The organism is Pseudomonas sp. EGD-AK9, from assembly GCF_000465935.2.
GTDB lineage: Bacteria > Pseudomonadota > Gammaproteobacteria > Pseudomonadales > Pseudomonadaceae > Aquipseudomonas.
Genome location: NZ_AVOF01000273.1, coordinates 1 through 4,293, shown reverse-complemented (window position 1 = coordinate 4,293; position 4,293 = coordinate 1). Strand labels below are relative to the sequence as shown.

Annotated in this window: 5 protein-coding genes and 1 pseudogene; all 6 read right to left on the bottom strand. The window is 69.0% G+C overall.

Translation table 11 applies throughout. From position 1 onward, the window contains the following. Window positions 1-187, bottom strand: a pseudogene (locus tag N878_RS13570) (flagellar hook-length control protein FliK); the annotation flags it as partial. Window positions 188-281: 94 nt separating this feature from the next. Continuing rightward, window positions 282-635 (bottom strand): Hpt domain-containing protein, encoded by a 354-nt coding sequence (locus tag N878_RS13565; RefSeq protein ID WP_021444189.1) that lies wholly within the window; start codon window positions 633-635, stop codon window positions 282-284. Window positions 636-665: 30 nt separating this feature from the next. After that, the gene (locus N878_RS13560; RefSeq protein ID WP_021444188.1) at window positions 666-2,354 is read right to left on the bottom strand and encodes a fused response regulator/phosphatase; all 1,689 of its coding nucleotides are present in this window, start codon (window positions 2,352-2,354) and stop codon (window positions 666-668) included. A 2-nt stretch (window positions 2,355-2,356) separates the two neighbouring features. Then, window positions 2,357-2,662 (bottom strand): STAS domain-containing protein, encoded by a 306-nt coding sequence (locus N878_RS13555; RefSeq protein WP_021444187.1) that lies wholly within the window; start codon window positions 2,660-2,662, stop codon window positions 2,357-2,359. 86 nt (window positions 2,663-2,748) lie between these two features. Then, window positions 2,749-3,198, bottom strand: a complete 450-nt coding sequence (fliJ, locus tag N878_RS13550) for a flagellar export protein FliJ (protein ID WP_021444186.1) — start codon at window positions 3,196-3,198, stop codon at window positions 2,749-2,751. 3 nt (window positions 3,199-3,201) lie between these two features. After that, window positions 3,202-4,293: FliI/YscN family ATPase (locus tag N878_RS13545; RefSeq protein ID WP_021444185.1), on the bottom strand; the 1,092-nt coding region annotated here is incomplete at its 5' end.

Genomic DNA, 4,293 nt, shown 5'->3' with positions numbered 1-4,293 from the left:
GGCGCTCCTCGCCAGGCGTGGCCGCGCCGCCGGCACGTTCGCCGGGCTTGGCCTGGCGCTCTTTGGCGTACACCTCGGCGAAGCTGGAGGCCTCGTTCTTGCTGGGCTCCGGCGCTTTCGCCGGCGGCTTCGCTTTGCTCTTTACCTCAGGCGTGGCCTGCAGGCGTAGATCGGGCATCGCGGACATGGACGCTCTCCGTCTGATGGGTCGTGACGGTGTCAGAGCAAAGGCTGGGCCAAGTCGGGGAAAAATCTGCAGATGCAGGGCGATCGCGCGCGACTCAGACGCGATAACGCTGGCGCTCGGACTTGAACAGGATGCGCACTATGGCGAACTCGCGCTCGATCTGCTCGATCAGCGCCGGCGCCAGCTCCAGCGCCTCGCGGCGGCCGGCGTCCTCGAGCTGCTTGCACAGCCCGGCCAGCAGCACCGCCCCCATGTTGCTGCAGCTGCCCTTGAAGCTGTGCGCGGCCAGGCGCAGCCCCTGGGCATCGGCCTCGCGCTCGGCCTGGCGCAGCAGGCGCAGGCGCTCCTCGGAGTCGGCGACAAAGGTATCGAGCAGAATCGGGTACTCGTCTTCCATGACGTCCTGCAGGGCAGCCAGGACGGCATCGTCGAGGTGAATATCGGACACCGGGTCACTCCCTGAACAACAAGGCTGGGATTATGCCCCAGCGGACCAGCAAAACTCCACGCTGACGCCCTGGCCGTCGGCGCTGCAGACAAAGCCATCGCTCAACTCGCGCACCAGCGCCAGACCGCGCCCGCACAGGGCCTCGTCCTGCAGCGCGGCCACGGCGGCCGGATCGAAGCCCGGCCCGCTGTCCTCGACCCGCACGATCAGCCGCCCGCCGCCGGCCTGCGGCAGCAACTGCAGGTGAAAGCGCACGTAGCCGTCGCTCAGCGCCGCCAGACGCAGGCGCCGCTGCCGGTAGTACTCGGCGAAGCCGCGGGCATCCTGCTTGAGCGCCGAGTCCAGGCCCATCACACCGTGTTCCAGGGCGTTGGAATAGAGCTCGGCGAGCACGGTGTACAGCTCGCCGCCGCGCGGCCGCAGCGCCTGCACGTCGAGCAGCAGTTGCAGCAGGAAGGGCAAGGGATTGAAGTGGCGCAGGCTCTGCGCGCGAAACTCGAAGCTGGCCGACCAGTCCAGCGGGCTGCTCTGCCCGCTGTCGGCGAAGGCCAGCGGGCGTGGCCGTGCGGCGTCCTCGGCGAGGCCGACCTGGAGCATGCTGACGTCGTCCTGGACCTCGCCGCGAAATTCCAGCAGCGCCTGCTGGATCTCCTCGAACAGTGCCTGCGGCTGGCGGTTGGCGTCGAGCAGCGCCAGCAGACGCGCCTCGCCGAACAGCTGCCCCTGCTGGTCGCAGGCCTCCAGCACGCCGTCGGTGAGCAGGAAGATGCGGTCGCCCGGAGCCAGCGGATAGACCTCGCAGCGGTCGCTGAAGGCCGCCGGCTCGAGAATGCCCAGCGGCAGATGACGCGACACCAGGGGCTGGCGCGAGCGGCCATCGCCATGCAGCAGATGGCCGTCCGGCAGGCCGCCGTTCCACACCTCGAGCAGGCCGCGCTGGCTGCTGATATTGAGCAGGGTGGCGCAGCAGAACACGCCCACCGGCAGGATGCGTTTGAGCTTGGCGTTGATCTCGCGGAGGATCTCGGCCAGGGCATGGCCCTTGGCGGTCATGCCGTAGAACACCTCGGCCAGCGGCATGGCGCCGATGGCCGCCGGCAGGCCGTGGCCGGTGAAGTCGCCGAGCATCACGTGCATGCCGCCGGAGGGCTTGTAGGCCGCCAGCAACAGGTCGCCGTTGAACAGCGCGTAGGGCGACTGCAGGTAGCGGATGTTCGGCGCATCCAGGCAGCCGGAGTGCGCCACCTTGTCGAACACCGCCTTGGCCACCCGCTGCTCGCGCAGCAGGTGCTCGTTGTGCCGGGCGATCAGGTCGCGCTGCTGCAGCACGGTGTCCTGCAGGCGGCGCAGGCGATCCATGGCGCCGATCTTGGCCGCGAGTATCACCCGGTTGTAGGGCTTGGCGAGAAAGTCGTCGCCGCCGGCCTCCAGGCAGCGCACCAGCGCTTCGCCTTCGGTCAGCGAGGTGAGGAAGATGATCGGCACCAGCGCCTCGCCGGCCTGCTGCTTGATCCGCCGCGCCGCCTCGAAACCGTCCATCACCGGCATCAGCGCATCCATCAGCACCAGCTGCGGGCGCTCCTGCTCGAACAGCGCGACCGCCTCCAGGCCGTTGCTGGCGGTGAGCACCCGGTGGCCCTGGCGACTGACGATGGTCGACAGCAGCATGCGATCGGCCGCGTTGTCCTCGGCGATCAGGATCGACAGGCGCTCGGCCATGGTCAGTTGATCTGGAACAGCTGCTCGAAGTTGGAGATCGCCAGGATCTTGCGCACATCGCTGCTGCAGTTGAGCAGGCGGATCTGCGCCGTGTCGCCGCCGGCGTGATCGCGCAGCAGCAGGAGCATGCCCAGCGCCGAACTGTCCAGGTAGCTGGTGCCCTGCAGGTCGACCAGGTAGCGCCTGGGGGTGATGTTGACGCGCTCGTAGGCGTCGCGAAATTCCTGGTGGGAGGCGAAGTCGAAACGTCCTCGAATCGCGATGGTCAGCTCTTGCCCGTCGGCCGACGGCTGCGAGGTGATGGCCATGTCCTGCTCCTTTGTCGAGACCTTGCCTGATTGGCGGCATACGCACCCAAGGTGTAGCACCTGCCCTGCCCCACGACAACCCGTCTTCAGGGCTCGCCGCGGTCGATCAGGCGCTGCGCCAGCTCGTCGAGCAGCTTCTGCTCGCGCTTGTCCTCGGCCAGCCGCGCCTCGTCGATATAGCGCTGCACCAGCTTGCGCAGCCCCTCCAGGCGCGCGTAGCGCTGCTGCCAGACGGCGCGCACCTTCTCCAGGTTGGCGCGGTGCCAGTCGAGACTCTGGTGCTGCTGGCCGATGGCCGTTTCCAGTTGCGAAAGAAAGCGCTGGTAGTTCATCAGCCACTGGCCGGAGACGCCCTTGCTGCCCTCGCTGATCCACTGCTGCTGGTAGTCGCCGCGAAAGCGCTCCAGCTCACCCAGCTTGGTCTCGGCCTGGCTCACCAGCCCCTGGCAATGGCCGAGCTGGCGCGCCGCCTCGCGCTCGGCCTTCTCGGCCATGTCCACCACCGGCGCCAGGCGCGCCGCTCGACTCGCCGCCATGGCTTAGGCCTTGTTCGCCGCCGGGTGGAAGATGGCCGCCAGCTGCCGGCTGCTGCCCTCCAGCGGTTCGCTGTCGTGCAGGCCCTGGCGCAGGTACTGGGCCATCTGCGGCTGGCGGGCGATGGCCAGGTCGGTGTCGGCGTCGCCGCCCGGCACGTAGGCGCCGACGCTGATCAGGTCGCGGCTCTGCTGGTAGCGCGACCACAGCTGCTTGAAGCGCTGCGCCTGCTTGAGATGCTCGGGCGACACCACCTGCGGCATCACCCGGCTGATCGAGGCTTCGATGTCGATGGCCGGATAATGGCCCTCCTCGGCCAGCCGTCGCGACAGCACCAAATGGCCGTCGAGCACGCCGCGGGCGGCGTCGGCGATCGGGTCCTGCTGGTCGTCGCCCTCGGAGAGCACGGTGTAGAAGGCGGTGATCGAACCGCCGCCGGCCTCGGCGTTGCCGGCACGCTCCACCAGCTTGGGCAGCTTGGCGAACACCGACGGCGGGTAGCCCTTGGTCGCCGGCGGCTCGCCGATGGCCAGGGCGATCTCGCGCTGGGCCTGGGCGAAACGGGTCAGCGAATCCATCAGCAGCAGGACGTTCTTGCCCTTGTCGCGGAAGTATTCGGCGATGCGCGTGCAGTACATGGCCGCGCGCAGGCGCATCAGCGGCGCGTCGTCGGCCGGCGAGGCAACCACCACCGAGCGCTTGAGGCCCTCCTCGCCGAGGATCTCGTCGATGAACTCCTTGACCTCGCGACCGCGCTCGCCGATCAGCCCGACCACGATGATCTCCGCCTCGGTGAAGCGGGTCATCATGCCCAGCAGCACCGACTTGCCGACGCCGGTGCCGGCGAACAGGCCCAGGCGCTGGCCACGGCCGACAGTGAGCAGGCCGTTGATCGAGCGGATGCCGACGTCCAGCGGCTCGCTGATCGGGTGGCGCTTGAGCGGGTTGATGGTCGGCCCGTCCAGCGGCACCCAGTCCTCGGCCTTCATCCCGCCCTTGCCGTCCAGGGCGCGACCGGCGCCGTCGAGCACCCGGCCGAGCATGGAACGGCCCATGGGCAGACGCCCGGCGTCGGGCAGCGGCACCACCCGCGCGCC

Coding starts and splice junctions, on each gene's coding strand:
- N878_RS13555 (WP_021444187.1), bottom strand. CDS start 2,662: ATGGCCATCACCTCGCAGCCGTCGGCCGACGGGCAAGAGCTGACCATC.
- N878_RS13560 (WP_021444188.1), bottom strand. CDS start 2,354: ATGGCCGAGCGCCTGTCGATCCTGATCGCCGAGGACAACGCGGCCGAT.
- fliJ (WP_021444186.1), bottom strand. CDS start 3,198: ATGGCGGCGAGTCGAGCGGCGCGCCTGGCGCCGGTGGTGGACATGGCC.